At 65.9% G+C, this 20,234-nt stretch carries 18 protein-coding genes; 11 read left to right on the forward strand and 7 right to left on the reverse strand.

Annotated features, from left to right (window positions below; genetic code table 11):
- Positions 1-41: 41 nt before the first annotated feature.
- On the reverse strand, positions 42-641 hold the full coding sequence (locus Q0L25_RS06055; protein WP_296612497.1) for an alpha/beta hydrolase: 600 nt from the start codon (positions 639-641) through the stop codon (positions 42-44).
- 147 nt (positions 642-788) lie between these two features.
- Positions 789-3,410 (reverse strand): sensor histidine kinase KdpD, encoded by a 2,622-nt coding sequence (locus Q0L25_RS06060; protein WP_296612878.1) that lies wholly within the window; start codon positions 3,408-3,410, stop codon positions 789-791.
- Positions 3,411-3,674: 264 nt separating this feature from the next.
- Here Q0L25_RS06060 and kdpF point away from each other — a divergent pair, with 264 nt between their 5' ends.
- The 6 genes from kdpF to Q0L25_RS06090 all read left to right on the forward strand — a co-directional run bounded on the left by kdpF (position 3,675) and on the right by Q0L25_RS06090 (position 10,213).
- On the forward strand, positions 3,675-3,764 hold the full coding sequence (gene kdpF, locus Q0L25_RS06065; protein ID WP_066809408.1) for a K(+)-transporting ATPase subunit F: 90 nt from the start codon (positions 3,675-3,677) through the stop codon (positions 3,762-3,764).
- Between the two features lie 10 nt (positions 3,765-3,774).
- On the forward strand, positions 3,775-5,508 hold the full coding sequence (kdpA, locus tag Q0L25_RS06070; RefSeq protein ID WP_296612500.1) for a potassium-transporting ATPase subunit KdpA: 1,734 nt from the start codon (positions 3,775-3,777) through the stop codon (positions 5,506-5,508).
- 178 nt (positions 5,509-5,686) lie between these two features.
- Positions 5,687-7,708, forward strand: coding sequence for a potassium-transporting ATPase subunit KdpB (gene kdpB, locus Q0L25_RS06075; protein ID WP_296612502.1), 2,022 nt, complete (start codon positions 5,687-5,689; stop codon positions 7,706-7,708).
- A gap of 48 nt (positions 7,709-7,756) precedes the next feature.
- The gene (gene kdpC, locus Q0L25_RS06080) at positions 7,757-8,353 is read left to right on the forward strand and encodes a potassium-transporting ATPase subunit KdpC (protein WP_296612503.1); all 597 of its coding nucleotides are present in this window, start codon (positions 7,757-7,759) and stop codon (positions 8,351-8,353) included.
- A 10-nt stretch (positions 8,354-8,363) separates the two neighbouring features.
- Positions 8,364-9,056, forward strand: a complete 693-nt coding sequence (locus tag Q0L25_RS06085; protein ID WP_296612504.1) for a response regulator — start codon at positions 8,364-8,366, stop codon at positions 9,054-9,056.
- A 107-nt stretch (positions 9,057-9,163) separates the two neighbouring features.
- Positions 9,164-10,213 (forward strand): LacI family DNA-binding transcriptional regulator, encoded by a 1,050-nt coding sequence (locus tag Q0L25_RS06090; RefSeq protein WP_296612506.1) that lies wholly within the window; start codon positions 9,164-9,166, stop codon positions 10,211-10,213.
- A gap of 71 nt (positions 10,214-10,284) precedes the next feature.
- On the opposite strand, the gene Q0L25_RS06095 is transcribed toward Q0L25_RS06090, so the two are convergent.
- Genes Q0L25_RS06095 through Q0L25_RS06110 form a run of 4 tightly spaced genes read right to left on the reverse strand, consistent with a single transcriptional unit; the run spans position 10,285 to position 13,503 of the window.
- Entirely contained in the window at positions 10,285-10,959 is a 675-nt protein-coding gene (locus Q0L25_RS06095) for a TorF family putative porin (RefSeq protein ID WP_296612507.1), read from the reverse strand.
- 31 nt (positions 10,960-10,990) lie between these two features.
- Complete coding sequence (locus tag Q0L25_RS06100) at positions 10,991-12,199, reverse strand: S8 family serine peptidase (RefSeq protein ID WP_296612509.1); 1,209 nt, start codon at positions 12,197-12,199, stop codon at positions 10,991-10,993.
- Positions 12,200-12,249: 50 nt separating this feature from the next.
- Complete coding sequence (locus Q0L25_RS06105) at positions 12,250-12,891, reverse strand: zf-HC2 domain-containing protein (RefSeq protein WP_296612510.1); 642 nt, start codon at positions 12,889-12,891, stop codon at positions 12,250-12,252.
- A gap of 12 nt (positions 12,892-12,903) precedes the next feature.
- Positions 12,904-13,503 (reverse strand): sigma-70 family RNA polymerase sigma factor, encoded by a 600-nt coding sequence (locus tag Q0L25_RS06110; RefSeq protein ID WP_296612511.1) that lies wholly within the window; start codon positions 13,501-13,503, stop codon positions 12,904-12,906.
- A gap of 138 nt (positions 13,504-13,641) precedes the next feature.
- On the opposite strand from Q0L25_RS06110, the gene Q0L25_RS06115 reads away from it, so the two are divergent.
- From Q0L25_RS06115 to Q0L25_RS06135, 5 genes are all read left to right on the forward strand, one after another.
- Complete coding sequence (locus Q0L25_RS06115) at positions 13,642-14,547, forward strand: cyclase family protein (protein WP_296612512.1); 906 nt, start codon at positions 13,642-13,644, stop codon at positions 14,545-14,547.
- A gap of 120 nt (positions 14,548-14,667) precedes the next feature.
- On the forward strand, positions 14,668-15,546 hold the full coding sequence (gene yghU, locus Q0L25_RS06120) for a glutathione-dependent disulfide-bond oxidoreductase (protein WP_296612514.1): 879 nt from the start codon (positions 14,668-14,670) through the stop codon (positions 15,544-15,546).
- 798 nt (positions 15,547-16,344) lie between these two features.
- Positions 16,345-16,644 (forward strand): PqqD family protein, encoded by a 300-nt coding sequence (locus tag Q0L25_RS06125; RefSeq protein WP_296612515.1) that lies wholly within the window; start codon positions 16,345-16,347, stop codon positions 16,642-16,644.
- Positions 16,637-17,584, forward strand: coding sequence for a hypothetical protein (locus tag Q0L25_RS06130; protein WP_296612517.1), 948 nt, complete (start codon positions 16,637-16,639; stop codon positions 17,582-17,584). The genes Q0L25_RS06125 and Q0L25_RS06130 overlap by 8 nt, the downstream gene beginning before the upstream one ends.
- A gap of 1 nt (position 17,585) precedes the next feature.
- On the forward strand, positions 17,586-18,443 hold the full coding sequence (locus Q0L25_RS06135; RefSeq protein ID WP_296612519.1) for a sulfotransferase domain-containing protein: 858 nt from the start codon (positions 17,586-17,588) through the stop codon (positions 18,441-18,443).
- Positions 18,444-18,455: 12 nt separating this feature from the next.
- Here Q0L25_RS06135 and Q0L25_RS06140 read toward each other — a convergent pair whose 3' ends face one another.
- Complete coding sequence (locus Q0L25_RS06140; protein ID WP_296612521.1) at positions 18,456-20,195, reverse strand: asparagine synthetase B family protein; 1,740 nt, start codon at positions 20,193-20,195, stop codon at positions 18,456-18,458.
- Positions 20,196-20,234: the final 39 nt, after the last annotated feature.

Raw genomic sequence — 20,234 nt, forward strand, 5'->3', positions numbered from 1 at the left:
TGTTAAGGACGAAGCGCACCGCTGTCACCGCGTACCGTGTCTTAATCGACCAGCGCGAGTAGCCGCTCCGGATCAGCGCGTTCGGGTATTGGTCGTGCGAACGCGTCGCTGCCCAAAGTCGCGAGCAGGTCGACCAACCGCTCCTCGGCATGCGTGCCGATCGCGCTGCGATTGGTCGGATGATCGGGGGTCAGGCTGCCCAGATCGACGAAGCGACTTCCCCAGCTATCGGCCAGCGCCAGGACCTGTTCGACCGCAGGCGTGGGATCGCAGGCCACGATCGACGGAAAGGGCAGCTTGGTCGCCGGGCTTAGCCGGACATTGCGCGCGATTGCCGATTGGCCGAAGCCATAGCTGAGCGGTGACAACAGCACCGCGCCGCGGATGTTGCGGAGGTAGGAACGCGGTGAAAGCTGTGCCCACCAAGCCACCGCCAGACACGCCACGCCTTGCGCCAGGATGACGGCGGGCTCGGCGCGATTGGCCATCGCGGCATCGAGCTGCAAGGCCCAGCGCCCGCTATGGAAACGGGAAAGATCGAGTTCGACGCGCTGCAATCGTGCCGCGATCTGGGTATCGCCCTTGACCGAGACGATGATCGGAACAGGCTTGTCGAACGACGTATCGAAGTCGCGATCCATGACAGCTCTCCCAAGCGGGCGCGTCGCCTCTGTTCTTGCAAGCGCCTCCGACTCGGCGGCGCCTGACTCAAAGCTATTCCGATCGATTTGATGTACAAACAGCTTGCGACGAATCGAGGTCCGGCAGAGCCGGACCGGAGGATTCGGTCACACGGCGAAGGCGAGCGAGAATTCGGCCCCACCGTCGGGATGATTGCGCGCGCTGATGCCGACCTGCATCGCCTCGGCGAATCCCTTGGCGATGGCGAGGCCGAGGCCACTGCCCCCGCTGCGATCGCTCCCGCGCCCCTGCGCGAACGTATCGAACACGCGCTTTTCCGAGCCCGGCTCCAGCCCCGGGCCATGGTCGCGCACCGACAGCAGCACGGTGTCGGGCGTCCTCTTGCCGATGATCGCGACGCGCCCGTCGCCACCATGGATCGCCGCATTGGCGAGCAGGTTGATCAGCACGTGATGGAGCAGGGTCGGGTCGGCCCGGACCAGCGGCAGGTCGACCGGAACCTGCAAGTCGATGTGCACGCCGCGCAACAAGTCCTTGAGATCGTGTACCGCGCTCGCCACCGCGTCGGTCAGGTCGATCGCCTCGGGCGAGATCGCCAGCGCACCCGTATCGAGCCGCACCATGTCGAGCAGATTGTCGAGGAAGCGCCGCAGCCGGGCGATGTCGGCGCGGGCCAACGGTACCGCCGCGGCGTCGGGATATTGCCGCGCCAATGCGTCGACCGAGGCGGCGACCGATGTCAGCGGCGTGCGCAGATCGTGCCCGATAGACGACAACAATGCCGCACGCAGACGATCGCGTTCGCGCAGTACCGATACGTCGCGCAGCTGGTCCTCGAGCTTCAGCCGCTCCTGCGCGAGCGCGGCCTGGCCGAGCAAGGTCGTCAGCAACACCGCGCGATCCGCACCCACCGGATTGCCGCCATCTTCCGCAAGCAACCCGACCACGCCGAGCACGCCAAGCGAGGTCTTGAGAGGCTGAAACTGCCAGTCCGCCGAAACCAGGGTCGCGGTACCGACCCCGGTCGCCTCGCCCCTGTTCCATGCCCAGTCGGCGGCGGCACGGTCGACCGTGCCGAGCTCGGGTATCGATCCCGGGGCCGAAGCGATGCATTCGAGTTCGCCGTCGCGTTGATCGAGCAGGATCACGGTCACGCCGAGCAGGCGGGCCGCTTCGCTGCAGATCGTCTGGCTGGTGCTCCGCCAGTCCGACGCGCGCGCCAGCGCCTGGCCGAACCCGGCGACCGCCGCATTCTCCTGCGCGCTGCGCGCACCGATCGTCGCGCGTATCTTCAACCGGCCGGTCAGGTTCGCGGTAAAGGTCGCGATGCCGATCAGGACGAACATCGTCAGCAGGCTCTGCGGATCGGCGATGGTGAAGGTGTAAAGCGGCGGCAGGAAAAAGAAGTTATAAGCCAGTCCCGACAGGATCCCCGTCGCTACGCCCGGCCACAGCCCGAGCCGCGCCGACGCGACGATCACGGGCAATAGGTAGATGAGGTCGATGCCGCCCGGTCCGATCCACGGCTCGACGGTCCGGGTCAGCACCGTTGTGAGCGCCACCAACAGCACCGGCACGAATGCATCGATCGCAAGGCTCCAGTCACCGCGCGGAACGCTGGTTCTGGTCTGCGCCGGTGCACCCCCGGCGGGAATGACGTGAACCGCCAGGCCCTCGCCCGTCGCCAGCATCGCGTCGACCACGGATCCGTGACGCAAGGCGAACCACCAGCTGCGGCTCGACTTGCCGATCACCAATTGCGTGATCCGCGCCTCGGCGATCTGGTCGCGTAAGCCCGCGGTGACGCTCTCCGCGGGAATGGTCGCGATCGTCGCGCCCAGGCTCGAGGCGAGGCCCAGCATGTCGGCGACCTGACGCCGTTGCTCTTCGCCAAACCCGGCGGCGCGCGGCGTTTCGATGAACACCGCCTGCCATGGCGCTTTCAAGGCGTCGGCCAGGCGCTTGGCGGCACGCACCAATGTGTCCGCGCCCGGCAATTCGCTGACCGCGACGAGCACGCGCTCGCCGCCGGCAAAGGTGCCCGTCACGGCATGAGTATCGAGATGCTCGGTCAGCGCCTGGTCGACGCTTTGCGCGGCGCGGCGCAGCGCCATTTCGCGCAGCGCCGACAGATTGGCCTTGGAAAAGAAGCGATCGAGCGCCCGGGTCGCTTCGGCAGGAATATAGACCTTGCCCGCCTTCAACCGCTCGATCAGTTCATCGGGCGGCAAGTCGACCACTTCGACCTCGGCGCCGTCGAACACGCTGTCGGGAACGGTTTCGCGGACACGCACGCGTGTGAAGCTGGCGACGACGTCGTTGAGGCTGTCGACATGCTGGACGTTGAGCGTGGTATAGACGTCGATCCCGGCGTCGAGCAGTTCCATCACGTCCTGCCAGCGCTTGGGGTGGCGGCTGCCGGGTGCATTGGTGTGGGCGAATTCGTCGACCAGAACGAGCCGCGGGCGACGCTCCAGCACCGCGTCCAGGTCCATTTCTTCGAGCCGGTGCCCCTGATAGTCGATCGAACGGCGCGCGATGACCTCGAGCGGTTCGACCAGCGCCTGAGTCTCGGCGCGACCGTGTGTTTCGACCACCGCGACCACGACGTCGGTTCCGGCGCGCTGCCGCTCGGCGCCTTGGCGCAGCATCTCGAACGTCTTGCCGACTCCCGGCGCGGCGCCGAGGAAGATCTTAAGCCGCCCGCGCTCCTCGGCTTTCGCCGCACGCAGCAGCGCGTCCGGTGAAGGGCGGTTATCGTCGAGCAACTGTGCCAAACTCCCGTGTAGCGGCGAAATCAGGCGCAGGGGATCGGCACGAACTGCGGATAAGGCAAGTCTCGACGGTGCGATTCTAATGGCTTCTTAATGCCGCCGGGCCGCTTTCGCCCTCGCACCTTAATGCCATCCCCTCCTATCTCGCCGGCCGATCCAACAGGAGGCCGATCATGCCCGACATCACCTGGCTCGCCGTGCTCGGCGGGCTGTTCCTGGCGACACTCGCCTTCGTGCGGCTGTGCGACGAGGCCTGAGATGAATCTGCACCTCGCGCTCGCCGGGCTGACCGCATTCGGCCTGCTCATCTACCTCGTCGCCGTCCTCGTGCGGCCCGAACGGTTCTGAGGATATCGCCATGACACTCCAGGGATGGGCGCTGATCGCGCTCTTCGTCGCCATCCTGGCGGCACTGGCCAAGCCGATCGGGCTCTGGCTGTTCGCGCTCTACGAAGGACGTCGCACGCCGCTGCACGCCGTACTCGGCCCGGTCGAGCGCGGCTTCTACCGACTGTCGGGAATCGATCCGGATACCGACCAGAGCTGGCGCCGTTATGCGGTCCACATGCTGGTGTTCCAGCTGATCACGGTGCTGCTCACCTATCTGATCCTGCGCGCGCAGGGTTTCCTGCCGTTCAACCAGGGCAAGCTGCCCGGGGTGGGCGCGGATGGCTCGATGAACACCGCCATCGCCTTCGTCACCAACACCAACTGGCAATGGTATGTCGGGGAATCCACCATGTCGAACCTCAGCCAGATGATGGCGTTGACGATCCACAACTTCCTCAGCGCGGCGACCGGCATCGCCATCGCCTTCGCGCTGTTCCGCGGGTTCGCCCGGCGCCCTTCCCCCAATGCGGCGCCGGGCGGCACCGCATCGCCGGGGATCGGCAATTTCTGGGCCGATATCACGCGCATCACGCTCTATCTGCTGCTGCCGATCAGCGTCGTCTATGCGCTCTATCTGCTGCTGAGCGGCGTTCCGCAGACCTTTGCCATGTCGGTCGACGCGACCACATTGGAAGGCGTCAAGCAGATCATCTCGCTCGGTCCGGTCGCCAGCCAGGAAGCGATCAAGATGCTCGGCACCAATGGTGGCGGCTTCTTCAACGCCAATTCGGCGCATCCGTTCGAGAACCCCTCGGCAGTGACCAACCTAGTCCAGATGTTGTCGGTCTTCTCGATCGGCGTCGGCCTGACCTATACGTTCGGCAAGGCGGTCGGCGACACGCGCCAGGGCTGGGCGATCCTGGGGGCGATGACCATCCTGTTCCTGGCGGGTGTCACCGTCGCCTATTCGCAGGAAGCCGCCGGCAACCCGATCCTTCACCATCTCGGCGTCGCGGGCGCCAATATGGAAGGCAAGGAAGTCCGCTTCGGCACTGCCGCCAGCGCCTTGTTCGCCGCGGTCACCACTGCCGCTTCGTGCGGCGCGGTCAACGCGATGCACGACAGCATGACAGCGCTCGGCGGGCTGATCCCGCTGTTCAACATGCAGCTCGGAGAGATCGTCATCGGCGGGGTCGGCGCCGGCATGTACGGGTTCCTGCTGTTCGCCATCCTGGCGGTGTTCGTCGCCGGGCTGATGGTCGGCCGCACGCCCGAATATGTCGGCAAGAAGATCGAGGCGCGCGAGGTCAAGCTCGCCGTGCTGGCGATCGCTGTGCTGCCGCTGTCGATCCTGGGCTTCACGGCATTGTCCGCGGTGATGCCCGATGGTCTCGCCGGGCCGCTCAACAAGGGCCCCCACGGCTTTACCGAGATACTCTACGCGTTCAGCTCGGCGACCGCGAACAACGGTTCCGCCTTTGCCGGCCTCAGCGCGGGGACCCCCTGGTATAACGGCCTGCTGGCGGTGGCGATGTGGATCGGCCGATTCTTCATGATCGTCCCGGTGCTGGCCATTGCCGGCAGCCTGGCGGCCAAGAAGTACACGCCGGCCAGTGCGGGGTCGTTTCCGACCACCGGCGGCTTGTGGATCGGTCTGCTGGTGGGGATCATCCTGATCCTGGGCGGCCTCACCTTCCTGCCGAGCCTCGCGCTCGGGCCGATCGCCGATCATCTCGCGATGATCCACGGCCAGCTCTTCTGATGGTCTGGCGCGAAACACTGCCCCTCTCCCGTTGGGAGAGGGGAGGAGCCGCGAAGCGGCGGGCGGGTGAGGGTGTCCCCTCCGCGCCGCGCCCCTCGTCACCCTCACCTTCCCACTCGGCTGCGCCGAGCGGGCCCCTCCCTCTCCCAATGGGAGAGGGGACACAGCGAGACGTCCAATGACAACCGCATCCTCCATGTTCTCGGCGAAGCTGGTCGTTCCGGCGATCGGCGACTCGTTCAAGAAGCTCGATCCGCGTCAGCTGATCAAGAATCCGGTGCTGTTCACCACCGCGGTGATCGCGCTGCTGCTGACCATCCTTCTCGCGCTTGGCGGTGAGAAGCTGCCCATCGGTTTCCAGCTTCAGCTGATCATCTGGCTGTGGCTGACGGTGCTGTTCGGCACGTTCGCCGAGGCGCTCGCCGAAGGGCGGGGGCGCGCCCAGGCTGCGAGTTTGCGCGCCACCAAGTCCGAGCTCCAAGCGAAGCGGCTAACCGGGGTCGGCGACACCTGGGGCAAAGTCGAAGCCTGGCGGTTGCAGAAGGGAGAAATGGTGCTGGTGGAGACCGGCGACCTGATCCCCGCCGACGGCGAAGTCGTCGAAGGCGTCGCGAGCGTGAACGAAGCCGCGGTCACCGGCGAGTCCGCACCGGTCATCCGTGAGGCAGGCGGCGACCGCTCGGCCGTGACCGCGGGCACCCGCGTCATCTCCGACCGGATCAAGGTCCGCGTGACGCAGGAGCCGGGCCAAGGCTTCCTCGACCGCATGATCGCTTTGGTCGAAGGCGCCGAACGGCAGAAGACGCCGAACGAAATCGCCCTCACCATTCTGCTCGTCGGGCTGACGATCATCTTCCTGATCGCGGTCGGCACGATCCCGGGCTTCGCCAGCTATGCCGGCGGCAGCGTACCCGTCGCGATCCTAGCGGCGTTGCTGATCACGCTCATCCCGACCACCATTGCCGCGTTGCTGTCGGCGATCGGTATCGCGGGAATGGACCGCCTGATCCGCTTCAACGTGCTGGCCAAATCGGGACGCGCGGTGGAAGCCGCCGGCGACGTCGACACGCTGTTGCTTGACAAGACCGGCACAATCACGATCGGCGACCGCCAGGCGAGCGAATTCCGCCCGCTGACCGGGGTAAGCGCGAATACGCTCGCCGAAGCTGCGATGATCGCCAGCCTGGCCGACGAGACTCCCGAGGGCCGCTCGATCGTCACGCTGGCCCGCGAGAAATTTGCGCTCGCCACCACTCTGCCCGCCGATGCCGAGATCATTCCGTTCACGGCGCAGACGCGCAGTTCCGGCGTCCGCGTCGGCGACACCAAGGTGCTGAAGGGCGCCGTCGACTCGATCCTCAAGACGATCGGCGCCGACGCGCCGGGAGCCGCGGAGCTCAAGCGCATTACCGATGAGATCGCACGCGGTGGCATGACCCCGCTCGCGGTCGAGCGAAACGGCCGGTTGCTTGGCGCCGTGGCGCTCAAGGACGTGGTCAAGGCAGGCGTACGCGACCGCTTCGCCGAACTGCGGCGGATGGGAATCCGCACTGTGATGATCACCGGCGACAATCCGCTGACCGCGGCCGCGATCGCCGCCGAGGCAGGAGTCGACGACTTCCTGGCCGAGGCGACGCCGGAAGACAAATTGGCGCTGATCCGCACCGAACAGACCGGCGGCAAATTGGTCGCGATGTGCGGCGACGGCACCAACGACGCCCCTGCCCTCGCCCAGGCCGATGTCGGCGTGGCGATGAACACGGGCACGCAGGCGGCGCGTGAGGCCGGCAACATGGTCGACCTCGACAGCGACCCGACCAAGCTGATCGAGATCGTGGGTTTGGGCAAACAATTGCTGATGACGCGCGGCGCGCTGACCACCTTCTCGGTCGCCAACGACGTCGCCAAATATTTCGCGATCATCCCGGCGATGTTCGTGGTGCTCTATCCAGGGCTGGGCGTGCTCAACGTGATGGGACTGACCAGCCCACGATCGGCGATCCTGTCGGCGATCATCTTCAACGCGCTGATCATCCCCTGCCTGGTCCCGCTGGCGCTCAAGGGCGTGACCTATCGCGCGATCGGCGCCGGACCGCTGCTGGCGCGCAACCTGGCGATCTACGGCCTGGGTGGACTGATCGCGCCGTTCGTCGGGATCAAGCTGATCGATCTGGCGGTGGGTGGGCTCGGACTAGCCTGAGTTCAGAAAGCCCCCCCCTGAAGGGGAGGGGCTAGAAAGGAAGAAAAGATGCTCAAGGATTTCACCACTGCCGTCCGCCCGGCCCTCGTGCTGACGGTGCTATTCGCCGCTCTGCTCGGCCTCGCCTACCCCGCCGCGATCACCGGCATCGGCCAGGTGATCGCGCCCGGCGCCGCCAACGGCAGCCTGATCCGGGACGCCAAGGGCAACGTCATCGGCTCGTCGCTGATCGGCCAGGGATTCGCCTCGCCCCGCTATTTCCACGGTCGCCCCTCGGCCGCGGGCAAGAACGGCTATGATGCAACCGCCTCATCGGGCTCCAATCTCGCCCCGACCAGCCAGGCGCTGGTCGACCGCGTCAAGACCGACCTCGCATCGGCCAGGGCATCCACTCCCGCACCAGGTTCCAACGTACCCGCCGATCTGGTGACGGCCTCCGCCTCGGGGCTCGATCCCGATATCAGCCCCGAGGCGGCTTTGTTCCAGGTGCCGCGCGTCGCCAAGGCGCGCGCGATCGACCCCGAAAAATTGCGGCGGGTCGTCGCCGACAACACCGCCTATCCCCTGCTCGGCTTTCTGGGCGAGCCGCGCGTCAATGTCCTCGCGCTCAATCTTGCCCTCGACCGGATCGCACCGCAGCCGTAACGTTGCCCTGATGGCCGCTCAGCCCCGCATCCTGATCGTCGAGGACGATACGCATATCCGCCGCCTGCTCCGTGTAGCGGTCGAGCGCGCCGGCTATGCGGCGACAGAGGCGGCGACGGCGCGCGAAGCGCTGTCGGCGGCCGATATCGACAAGCCCGAGCTCGTTCTGCTCGACCTCGGCTTGCCCGATCGCGACGGGCTCGAGCTGATCCAGTTGTTTCGCGGCCGCGCCGGCGCGACGGTCATCGTCGTGTCGGCGCGCGAGGACGTTTCGGAAAAGGTCGCCGCGCTCGATCTCGGCGCCGACGATTATCTGACCAAGCCGTTCGATACCGAGGAATTGCTGGCACGCGTTCGCACCGCGCTTCGCCACCGCATCGCCGGCGAGACGGGGCAGACGGTCGTCGCAGCGGGCAAGGTCGAGATCGATCTCGAGCGCCGTCGCGTGCGCCGTGACGGCGAGGAGGTCCATCTCTCGCCCAAGGAATATGAGGTGCTGGCCGAACTGGCCAAACGCCCCGACCGCGTGATCGGCCATCGCCAGCTGCTGCGCACAGTCTGGGGACCGGCCCATGAGGACCATGTCGATTATCTCCGCATCGTCGTCCGCAATCTGCGCCAGAAGCTCGAAGCCGACCCGGCGCGTCCGCGGCTGATTACAAACGAGCCTGGCGTGGGCTACCGGCTGACCGGCGTCCGTTAGGATGCGGCTTCCCGGCGCTCCCCTTGCCACCATCGCTTGCGCATCTGATCGCGCCGAGGTCGAATTTTAGAGACAGGACAGCCGGCAACGTCGATAATCGCAGTCCGATGCAGACCGAATTCGACGAGGAGAGGACCAGCGAGCGGGCGCATCGACCCACCTCGTTCGACGTCGCGTCGCTGGCCCAGGTATCGCAATCGACGGTCTCGCGCGCGCTGCGCGGCGATCCCTCGATCACACCCGAGACGCGCGACCGCGTCGCCCGCGCGGCGGCGGAACTCGGCTATCGTCCCGACAGCCGGGCAGTCAGGCTCCGCGGTGGTGCGGTCGGGACGGTGGCGGTGGTATTGTTGACGTCATCGGAACTCGAGCGGCGCGCGCTCAACCCTTTCTATTTCGACATATTGGGCGCGGTCGAGGCCGCGGCGGCGCGGCGCGGCATGGGCATCCTGCTATCGTATCAGAGCAGGCCAGAGTCCCTGCGCAGCGATTTCGAACAACGGCGCGAAGCCGACGGATTGATCGTGATCGGTACCGCGGCGAACCGCTTTGCCTGGGACTATTTCGCCCGCGCCCGACAGGCCGGGAGCAATCTCGTCGCCTGGGGAGCGCCGGATGACTCGCTACCGATCGTCCGCGCCGACAATCATGCGGCGGGCGTGCTGGCGGTCGAGCATTTAATAGGTGCCGGCCGTCGGCGGATCGCCTTCGTGGGGCCCGGCTGGGAAGCACATCAGGCATTTCGCTTGCGGCGGCAGGGGTATCTCGACGTGCTGGCGAAACACGGCCTGACCCCGATAGAGGTGGCGGCACCCCCGATCGACGATCGCCACGCCCAAGGCGAAGCCGCGGCCGCGCAATTGCTGGTAATCAGCCCCGCGGTCGACGCTGTGTTCGCGGCATCCGATACGCTCGCGTCGGGTATCATGCGCGGCCTGCAGGAAGCGGGCATCCGCATTCCCGCCGACGTCGCGATCGTCGGCTTCGACGGCGGTTTCGGCGCGCGGCAGTCCACACCGGCGCTGACGACGATCGAACAGGATGTGGCAAGCGCCGGCGAGATGCTGGTCGAAGCGCTATTCGGCCCGGCGGAACCGATGGACGGGCCAGGAAAGACGTTCGTTCCCGTGCAATTGGTAGTGCGGGGAAGCAGTTAGAGCGTCATCGCGCGCCAAAGCCCAAGCCGGCGAGTGATACCGCCCCTGCCGCCAAAGATTCGCGCGGCGCGTCAGAAACTCCAGCTCGCGCCCGCGGTCAGCGCGACTTTGCCGTGGAAGCTGCCCGAATAATAATCCCTGGCCGGCCCGCCGCCCGACAGAGCGGCATGGAGGTCGAGACTGCCCAGTTGGCGCGCCACGCCGAGCCGCCAGTCATAACGGGCAGCATAGCCGGGCTGATATCGCGCGGGTGTCGTCAGATAGACCTGCGATCCGAGATGGCCGTTTACCCGCCAGTTCCTCGCCGGCCGGACGGTGGCTTCGACTTCCGTGTAGAGCGACGATGCATCGGCGCGGAAATAATCGGGCGAGTAATAGACCCGCGCCGAAAACGGACCGGAAGCGAGGCCGAGATAGATTTCGGTATAATTGTGCGACCGGCTTCCCGGGTCGGCGGAGCGATATTGGCTGCGGGCTAGACCGCCATCGATCGATAACGTCGCATTCAGTCGGCGGACATAACCGATATTGCCCTGAACCCCCAGGAACAGCGGATCGTCGCGGCCGAGTTCCCCGGTCGCGGACAGGTTGAGATAGACGCCGCTATCGTCGTCATAGCCGATCTGCGCGGTCGCGACGGGACGCCCCGCGCTCAACGAATAGCCGCGCAGGCGATAGTCGCTCTCTACATCGATGCCGCCGCTGACCTGGGCGTTCGCCGGAGCCGCGGCGAAGCAAAGGATCAAGGGCGCGGCGAACGCACCCATAAGCCGCAGGTCAGCGCGGCCTCGCCGCCAGCCTCCGGCCGATAGCGCACGAACAATCACAGCCGGGCGACGTGCCGACAAGAGTCGCGCAAGCATCGATCTCGCCGCCCGACATGCGGTCCAGGATTATGTGCGTGGCGTGGCCGCCGGTCTGGCGCATCAGCGCGATCAACCCGGTGACATGCGCGACCGCGTAGGAACTGCCGTTGACGAGGTACCATTTACCCCCCGGTTGTGTGGTCGGCACGTCGCGGCCGGGCGCAATGTACACGCGCGCTGGTAAGGACCGCAAAGATTCGTCGGCGACGGCAACGACGCCGGGCATGGAGGCGGGAAATCCGCCCTGAGGCAAAGACGGGTCGAATGCCGCGACCACCGAGAGATTGCGCGCAACGGCAAGGCCGATCAGCCGCGCGAGCAGCGGATCGGCCGGGCCGGCGAGACTGAGGTTAATCACCTCGGCCTTATGCTCGATCGCGAATTGCAGCGCTCGCGCCAGACTGAGACTGTTACACAAGGTCGGGCCGGCTTCGGTCTGCCAGCACGCCCGCAACGCCATCATCCGCGCGTCGGGCGCGATTCCGGCGATACCGATACCGTTCCCCGCCTTGGCGCCGACGATGCCGGCAACGCCCGTGCCATGCGCTTCACCCGATGCCGGGCGGCGATTGAGACCGGAATCGGCGACGAAATCGAGATTGGCGGTGAACTGCCCGGCCAGATCGGGGTGTCCGACGTCAACCTTGCTGTCGATAATGGCGATGGAAACGTTGCGACCGGTGGCGATGCGGTGGAGATCGGCGAGCCGCCAGGCCATGGCAGACGGCTGTGCTCGAAAGAGCGGGTCGTTGGGCACGGCCCCCACGGGCGAGCCGCGCGCCTGATATGTTTGCAGCGGCTGCGACCAGGCGACTCCCGATTCTTTCGACACATGGGCGATCGCCGCCTCCATCGCCATGCCGTCCGGCACGCGCATGACGTAGCAATCGACCCCTATGAGCGGCATCGGCCAGCCGTCGACCAGCTGCAGCCGGTTGCGCCGTGCGATTCCCGCCGCCAACCGCCGCCGCGCGGCCATCGCAGCGCCATCACCATAGCTGCCGCCATAGGCCGCGCCGGGACGATAATGCGGCGGCGCCATCTTGAGCATCACCAGTATCTGGCGATCGGCGCCGGGCGCCGACCGTTCCTGAGCGCATGCCGGACTCCCGACGGCCAACGCGGCGAAGCCACACGAAGCCAAGCAGAACCGGAACCACCGGCGCCAGATCATGGCTGCGATCCAGGGTCAATTGGCTCGGCCAGCACGATCTGGGGCGTCGAGCGCAAGCCGTCGAGCGCCTGCGCCCGGCTGGCTGGCGCGATCCGTACGACGTAAGCCCCGCTCGCGGTTGGGCCGTCGACGATGCGCGCGCCCGCTTTGGTCAGAGCGGCACGAAGATCGCTATCACGCGCATCGGGCCGAAACATCACCAGCGCATTGCCCGGCGCCGCCGTCGGTGCCGACCCAAGCGCGCGATACGTTTCTCCGGCCGGCGATGGCGCGCCGGGGACAATGACAACCGCCAACGCTACCGCTACCGCCGCGGCGAGCGGCCCGCCCAGGGCCCAGCCGATCGCGACCTTGCGGCGGAGGAACGGCACGGGCTCGGCCAGCCGGCGAGGCAGTGGCGCGGCGTCGATCCGGTCGTTCAATGTTGACCAAGCATGCTCGACATCGAGCGGCAATGCCGCGACCTCCCGCGCTAGGACTTGTTCCACCGCCAAATCGGCGCGGCATCCGGGGCACTCGGCGAGATGGGCTTCGACCATGGCCGCTTCATCGGCCTCCAGCGTGCCGTTGACATACCAGGGCAGCAATTGCTGCGCCTGTTCATGAGGGCCGCCGCGCAGCCGGATGATCTCAGCCATCGAAACGTCTTCCTAAATCCAGTCGCTAAGCGCACCCGACAAACGTCGCCGCAAATGCCGGCGGGCGTGGAACATGCGAGTCTTCACCGTGTCGACCGGGCATTCGAGAATCGTCGCGATCTCGCGATAGCCTAGGTCGTGAAAATAGGTCAGGTCGACCACCGCGCGATGCGCCGGCGACAATTCGTCCATCGCGCGCATCAGCAATGCATTGATGCGCTGGCGGGCCGATACGTCCTCGGGGCTCGCCGCGTCGCTGACCCGGTTCTCGGCGTCCTTGTCCTCGACCGCCTCGTCCTGCCGCTTCAGGCCCTTCATCGCCTTGCGATAGGCGATGGCGAAGACCCAGGTCGACAGCTTGCTTGCGCCATTGAAGCTGTCGGCGCGGTTCCAAACGACCATCATCGTGTCGTCGAGCACTTCCTCGACCAATGTCGGACGCCGGATCAGGTTGAGCAGGAACCGTGTCAGCCGAGGATGATAGAGGCCGTACAATTCCTCGAACGCCGCGCGGTCGCCGCCCACAACGCGAGCGAACAGCACCATCTCCGTGTCCGATCCGCCGCCGCGCCCGCGCTCGCGCACCGCTATCAAACCGACCTTACCTTTCATCACCCGCCGCCGCTTCAACGATACCGCGTTTGTGCCGGGGCCGCATCGGATAGTTCATCGCACCGCGTTCGCCCTGGCGTAACGGCACGATTAGACACTAGATCGCCGCTACGACCGAGCGCGGCTGGAGAGGCAGGAATGGTGAGCGACAAGCGGGTGTGTTTCGATTTCGAGGTCGATTTTTCGAACGGGGGCGGCGTCCAGGGGCAGGATTTCCGCCTCGATATCGACGGCGACGACATCACCGACGACATGCTCGCCGCCCATATCATAGCCGATCTGCGTCTACTCATGGTTGGCGAGGTGAGGATTCTCAACAAGCGGATCATCGAAGAGCGCCACAAACGCGCCGCCGCGGCCGTTCGACCGGTAATGTCCGACGCGAGCCGACGCATCGACCTCAGCCACACGATCGAAGACGGAATGATAACCTATAAGGGATTGCCCGCTCCCCTGATGTGCGATCATCTATCGCGCGAGCAATCGCGCGCGACCTATGCCGAAGGCACCGAGTTCCAGATCGGCAAGATCGAAATGGTCGGGAATACCGGCACCTATCTCGACACGCCGTTCCACCGTTACGCCGACGGCTACGACCTGTCCGGGCTCGATCTCGACCGCATCAGCGGTGTGCCGGCGGTCGTGGTGCGGGTCGCGGGGCAAGCCGGGCGCGCGATCGACTGGACCGCCTTTGCCGCGACCGACGTCGGCGGCCGCGCGGTGCTGGTGCACACCGGATGGGATCGCCATTGGCAGACCGATCAATATTTCGAGGATCACCCATTCCTTACCGCCGATGCGGCCAGCTATCTGCGCGATCATGGCGCGCTGGTGGTCGGCATCGATTCCTACAATATCGACGACGTTTCCGGCGGAGAGCGACCGGTGCATACGATCCTGCTCGGCGCGGGGATTCCGATCTGCGAGCATATGACCAATCTGGATGCGCTCCCGATCGACGGATTCCGCTTCTGGGCAGTGCCGCCCAAGGTCAGCAAGATGGGCACATTCCCGGTGCGCGCCCATGCAATATTGGAGGGATGACGATCCTGCGATCGATTGCCGTTGCGGGCACGTCTTCAAGCTGGCGAAACCCGGTCGGGCTTCCTAGCTAGCCACGGCGCGGCCGGGCCGTTCCGGGCGCGAAACCGTGGAGCTGCATCGATGAGCGAGCCGACCGACTACACCCCGCCGAAAATCTGGACCTGGGACAAGGAAAACGGCGGCGCGTTCGCCAATATCAACCGGCCGATCGCCGGGCCGACCCATGACAAGGAGCTCCCGGTCGGCAAGCACCCGCTGCAGCTCTATTCGCTCGCCACGCCCAACGGCGTGAAAGTGACGGTGATGCTCGAGGAGTTGCTCGCGCTCGGCCACAGCGGCGCCGAATATGACGCCTGGCTGATCCGCATCAACCAGGGCGATCAGTTCGGCAGCGGCTTTGTCGCCGCCAACCCCAATTCCAAGATTCCCGCGCTGATGGATCACACCGACCCGGCCGCCCCGGTGCGCGTGTTCGAATCCGGCGCGATCCTGATCTATCTCGCCGAGAAGTTCGGCGAATTCCTGCCGAAGGCCTATCCCGCCCGCGCCGAAGTCCTGTCCTGGCTGATGTGGCAGATGGGCAGCACGCCGTTCCTCGGCGGCGGGTTCGGGCATTTCTACGCCTATGCGCCGTTCAAGCAGGAATATCCGATCAACCGCTATGCGATGGAAGTGAAACGCCAGCTCGACGTGCTCGACCGCCGACTGAGCGAGAGCGAATATCTCGGCGGCAAGGACTATTCGATCGCGGACATGGCGACCGCGCCCTGGTACGGGGCCCTGGTCAAGGGGCTGGCCTATGACGCCGGCGAGTTCCTGCAGGTGCAGGAGTACAAGAACGTGATCCGCTGGACCGACCAGATCTTCGACCGCCCCGCTGTGAAGCGCGGCCGTATGGTCAACAAGGTGACCGGCGAGCCGTCCGAGCAACTCCACGAACGCCACGACGCCAGCGATTTCGAGTTGCGCACCGCCGACAAGCTGGAGGCGGCGGACTGAGGCTCGCTTTTTGCGCTCCCGCCTCGGCCGACGGCCGGACGGGAGTTGCAAAGTCTGGGCCGGCCGGAGGCCGTACCAACTTTCGAATGCCTGCCGTATTTCAATTCAGATTGACGATAGCTACTCCGCGTCTGCTTGCTCGATCGCTGAATTATGCGGGTTGCGGATATATTCCACCGCAAGATCAGGCGTGATCGCATCGTTGAACAATGCAGCCCGTGATGGGCGCCGTTGTCCCCGATCCCGCAGTCGGACCGGGGACAGCGACGCAGCAGGAGCCCTCCTCCGATCCTCGGGTCTCTGCGCTTTTTAATGCTAGCTCCGCGCGAGGTCTGGGAGCTGTAACCAAAGTGTTGGCACAACCGTAATCCATCGGGGGGCCAGGTCTTCCCGACGGGGAGGTTGGGCGTTGGATATCCAGTTTGGCTGCACGCAATACGGCAAACGCCGTCACGACCTGCTGTTACTGCAGAGCGACGAAGAAGCGCTGGTCAAGACGAGGCGCGGCCATCAAGTGAACTTCGGCAAGGCCTCGCCGAAACCGGATGAGGGTCGGCCACCCGAATGCCCGAGCGGGACATCGTGTCGAGCGATCTTTCGACGCGCGCTCGCCGCCGCTGCCAGGCAAATCCCGCGACCGAACCGATCGACCGCGATACGCCCACTATCTGATGCAGATAAGCGAAGCCTCCTCTTGCCGGCATCGGGACTCGTCGAGGTGCTTCTTTGTTTACCGCGGCGAACGTGCGCACGAACCGTTCGCACTAGTGAAACGCTTGGATTCTTGAGGGGGAACAGATGCAGGATATCGAGGCGGCGCATCGGCTGATCGTCGGGTCGATCCGCCGCAACCGCGACATTGCGGCGGCCGGGATCGACGGCGAGACCTTCTTGATGAGCATCGAGCGTGGCCGCTACTATGCGCTGGATGCAGCGGCGACGGCCGTCTGGCAGCGGTTGGATTTGGAACCGACCGGCGAAGCGCTGATTGCTGGGCTGATCGCCGATTTTCAAGGCGATCCAGTCGGCATCCACGGCGACGTGCTGGCGCTGCTGCACCAATGGTTGGAAGAAGGCCTGGTCAGCATCGATGCTTGACCGGAAGCCCGCACCAGCCGCTCGCGGCGCTGCCAGGCGCTATCGCATCTTCGGTTGGCAGCTCGAAAGTGAATTGAATCTGCCCGATTTGCCGATCGGTGACGCGGCGGATCCTGTCGACGTGACTTTCCGCCTGGGCGAGGCGCCACCGCTGGAGGATGCGATTCCGCTTAGCACGCTGGTTTCGTACAACCGCCACGGTTGCGCCCGCATCGAAATTCCGGGTGTTGCCGCTTTTGTGGTGCGCGACGGGCGCGAGGTCGTAATCGCGCCGCATATGGCGCCCGATGCGCCGGACATCCGCGTGTTTCTGCTAGGCAGCGTCATCGGCGCCCTGTGCCATCAGCGCGGCGAACTGCCGCTGCACGCTAGCTGCGTGGTGATCGACGGGCGGGCAGTGGTATTCTCTGGTCAGTCGGGCGCCGGAAAATCGACGTTGGCGGCCGCGATGGTCGCGCGAGGATCACAGCTCCTTGCCGATGATGTCGCGGTCGCCAGACGCGTCGACGATGGTTTTCATATCATGCCCGCGTTCCCGGGCCAGAAGCTGTGGCGCGATGCGCTTGCGTCGCTGAGCCTGCCTGCGGGGCGCAAACTGCGCAGCTCCGGCGACGCCGAGAAATTCGAGCACCTGATGAGGGACGGCTTCTGCCCAGAGCCGCGCCCGCTGGCGCTGATATGCCACCTACGCCGCGAGCACTACGCTGCTGCGCTCCCGATTTTGTACTCCAACCGATTCCAGGCGCTGCAGGCAGCAAACGAAGCCGTCTATCGGTTGGGAATCGGCCAGGCACTCAACAGGCAGCGCATGTTCGGCACGGTTGCGGCGTTGGCCACGTCGGTGCCGCAGTTGTCGCTGCCGGTGCCGGACGATCTGGACGCCTTGTCGTCGTTCGCGGCGCGCCTTCCCGCGCTGATCGGCCGCTACTGGGAGGGTTGACGTGGCGGACCGAACGGCAGCGCGACTTTATTGGATCGCCTCCTATCCCAAATCCGGCAACACCTGGATGCGCGCGGCGCTCACCAGCCTGCGCCACGGTGGCGGCGTGGTCGACATCAATCGATTGGACGGTGAGCGAATCGCCTCGTCGCGGGCGCTGTTCGACCATTATACGAGCGTCGAGGCGTCCAGCTTGACCGACGCGGAGATTCTGCGGCTGCGCCCGGCTGTCTACCGCGGACTGGCGCAGGCTCAGCGGGAACCATTATTGTGCAAGGCCCACGACGCCTATGTCCACGCGGGCGACGAGCCGCTGTTCCCCGCCGACGCGACGCTAGGCGCCGTCTATATCGTTCGCGATCCGCGCGACATTGCGGTATCGCTGGCGCATCATCGGCAATGGCCGCTACCGCGCGCTGTCGAATTCCTGTGCGCGCCGGACGTCGACATGGCGGCGTCGCGCAGTCGGATGAATCAGCAGCTGCGACAGCCCCTCGGGTCGTGGAGTCAGCATGTCCAGAGTTGGGTCGCGCCGGACGGAGCGGCAGGTGCGTTCCCTGTACGCGTCGTACGCTATGAGGCGATGCATGGCGACTTGTCGGCCATTCTTGGCGATATCGCATCGGCGCTGGGTTGGGGCGCTGACGCGACGCAGCTAGCCGGGGCTGTTGCGGCCAGCCGCATCGACCGGTTGCAACACCAGGAGGCTGTCGAGGGATTCTGTGAACGCCCCGCGAAGATGCAGGCGTTCTTCCGCAAGGGGCTTGTAGGCGGCTGGCGCGAGACGCTGTCCCCGGCGCAAGCTGCGCGGATCGAGGATTGCCACGCGGAATGGATGGAACGGCTCGGCTATCGTTGAGGCAGGCCGTCGTCAGAGCGTCGCGCCAAGGCGATCCAGATAGTCGAGGAAGCGCGCATGTTGTAGCGCGCGGTGCAGATGCTGGACACGACCGATCTCATCCGGCGTCGCATCGCTGACCCGGGCCAGCTGCGCGCGGACTTTCGCCACGTCCAGACAATGCCGCACAAGCGGAGACGCAGCATGCACGTCCAACTCGGCTTGAAGGCGGGGTAGCTGCGCCACGACACGCTGCACGGCCTCGGGGCATTGTCGGCCGCGCAGCCGGTTTTGAACGATCGCCGCGGGCAGCCGATCCGACAGCACGCGCCGGGCGAGATACCGCGCCTCGCCATTTCGCAGAAACTGCTCCGGAGGGGTCGCCATGCAGAATTCGATCAGGCGGCGGTCGGCGAGTGGCTGCGAGAATTCGACGCGCCAATACCGTTGCAATGGACCATGCAGGTGCCGTTGGCGCTGGCTGCGGGCGATGTGCCAGGCGCGATGATCGGCGCTGCCAGCGGGGATAGGCGCATCGCTGTCGAGTCGATAGCGCAGCCAACCCGAGGCTTCCGCGAAGCCGTCGCTTAGAAATGCGCGCCCGAGGAGCTGGACGAACCACGAACTTGGGTCGTGTCGCTTCTTGCGATAGCGGCTGAAGTAGCGGCTGTTGGCGATGGAGCTGCTCGCGATGGCGCGGTAGGAATGGGTGCTGCGGCGGGCAAGGGCGGCGAACTCCGCGGCAAACCGGATCAACCTGGCCTGGTCGAGCAATGCGGGAAGCAATGTGGCGCCGTCATAGCTGAGCGTGATGTTGCCGAAACCACCGGTCAGCATGCTGTGTACACCGTGCAGACCGGCTGCCGCATAGGCCGGGCTGAGCCACGCCGCGTTCAGGCTGTTGTTCAGCGGCATGCCGCCAAGCTGGATGATTGCCGCGTTGATATGGTCTTCGGCGTCCGGCGCACTCGACGCGCGCATTAGTTTGAGGGACGGAAGCTGCTCGCACAACGACCGAACATAGGGCGTTTCGTCATTATATTGATGCGCCGTGTGTGGCAGAACGGCGCCGGGTGCGGGAACGCCGGTAAAGCCGAATAACGCGGCGCCTGGCGCAGCCGCGGCCGCATATGCCGCCATGCCGGCGCTGTCGAGGCCGCCGCTGAGCGCGATGCCGACCGGGCTTTGCTTCGGCAGGCGGCAGCGCACCGCGTCATCTAGTAGCGCCCGGGCGGCGTCGACATAGTCCTCGTCTCGGGCATAGCGGATGCTGGTTTGCGGTAGCTGCCAATAGCGTCGCGTGTCGCCGTGGCCGCGCGCGAAGCGGGCGATGCTCGCGGGGGCGACCGCGCGCACGTCGCGCCAGACAGTCAGATCAACTGGAGGCAGACCGTCGACCAGCACATCGGCCAGCACCTTGGGATCGAGTCTCCGCGCATCGGGGGCCAGCGCCAGCAGCACCGGAAGCGAGTCCGCGAAAAACACGCGATCCGACTGCCGCAGATAATACAGGATCTGCCAGCCGCCGACATCGCGCGCCAGGTACAGGCGGCGGTTGTCCCCATCCCATACCGTATAGGCGAAATCGCCCAGCAGCTGCTCCGGCGCTTGGTCGCTCCAGCGTTGATGGGCGGCGGCGACGATCGCCGCCGGGTCCGCATCCGGCGATTGGTCAAGCGTGGCGGCCAGTATTCCGGCATTGTCCAGACGCCCCACGAAGCCGACCAGCCGGACGCCGTCGTGTGCCAGCGTGGCCGATTTGCGGCAATTCATCGCCCATGTGTCGCGCGCGACCGCCAGCGTCGCGCCCGC

It is taken from the genome of Sphingomonas sp., from assembly GCF_024508665.1.
Taxonomy (GTDB): domain Bacteria; phylum Pseudomonadota; class Alphaproteobacteria; order Sphingomonadales; family Sphingomonadaceae; genus Sphingomonas.